A 1,280-nucleotide genomic window follows, 5' to 3' on the forward strand; every position below is an offset into this window, starting at 1 on the left:
TTCACCGACCTCTCTCCCATCCGGTATGAGGGTCCAGACAGCGTCAATCCTTTGGCTTACCGCTTCTACAACAAGGACGAGGTGGTGTTGGGCAAGCGGATGGAGGACCACTTGCGCTTTGCGGTGGCCTACTGGCATTCGTTCGCCTGGCCGGGGGGTGATCCGTTTGGCGGCCAGACCTTCGAACGCCCCTGGTTCGGGGGGGCGTCGGGTGACACGATGGATCTGGCTTTGCTCAAGGCGGATACCGCGTTCGAGCTCTTCACGCTTCTGGGCGTGCCCTTCTACTGCTTTCATGACGCCGATGTGCGGCCCGAAGGTGCGACCTTCAGGGAAAGTGCGAAGCGTCTGGACCAGATCGCCGAGCGCTTCGAAAGCCAGCAGGAAAAGACCGGCGTGAAGCTTTTGTGGGGCACCGCCAACATGTTCTCGCACCGCCGCTGGATGGCGGGCGCTTCCACCAATCCCGACCCGGACGTGTTTGCCTATGCGGCGGCGAGCGTGAAGGCGTGCATGGACGTGACAAAGCGGTTGGGTGGGGCCAACTACGTGCTTTGGGGCGGGCGCGAAGGCTATGAAACGCTTCTCAACACCGACATCGGCCGCGAGCTCGACCAGATGGGCCGCTTCCTGAACCTGGTCGTCGAGTACAAGCACAAGATCGGCTTTGAGGGCACCATCCTGATCGAGCCCAAGCCGCAGGAGCCGACCAAGCACCAGTACGACTATGATGTCGCCACCGTTTATGGCTTCCTCAAGAAGCATGGTCTTGAAACGGAAGTGAAGCTCAACATCGAGCAGGGCCATGCGATCCTGGCCGGCCACTCGTTCGAGCACGAGCTCGCACTCGCCGCTTCGCTGGGGCTTCTGGGCTCGATCGACATGAACCGCAACGACTACCAGTCGGGCTGGGACACCGACCAGTTCCCCAACAATGTGCCCGAGATGGCGCTCGCCTACTATCAGGTCCTCCAAGCGGGTGGCTTCACCACAGGGGGCACCAACTTCGATGCCAAGCTGCGCCGTCAGTCGCTCGACCCAGAGGATCTGCTGATCGGCCATATCGGGGGCATCGACTGCTGCGCGCGGGGGCTCAAAGCGGCCGCGCGCATGATCGAGGACAAGGCGCTGTCCACCCCGCTTGCCGAGCGCTACAAGGGCTGGGACCAGCCCGAAGCCCAGGCCATGCTGAAGGGCGAGCGAAGCCTCGAAGAGATCGCCGCCCGCGTCGAGCGCGAAGGCATCGACCCCCAGCCCAAATCAGGCAAACAGGAATGGCT

Annotated in this window: 1 protein-coding gene; it reads left to right on the plus strand. The window is 62.6% G+C overall.

The window, feature by feature from the left end:
• Positions 1-18: 18 nt before the first annotated feature.
• The coding region (gene xylA, locus NGM99_RS21540; RefSeq protein ID WP_252822829.1) for a xylose isomerase at positions 19-1,280 on the plus strand (1,262 nt) is incomplete at its 3' end.

This window comes from Mesorhizobium liriopis, assembly GCF_024053505.1.
GTDB classification, from domain to species: domain Bacteria; phylum Pseudomonadota; class Alphaproteobacteria; order Rhizobiales; family Rhizobiaceae; genus Mesorhizobium_B; species Mesorhizobium_B liriopis.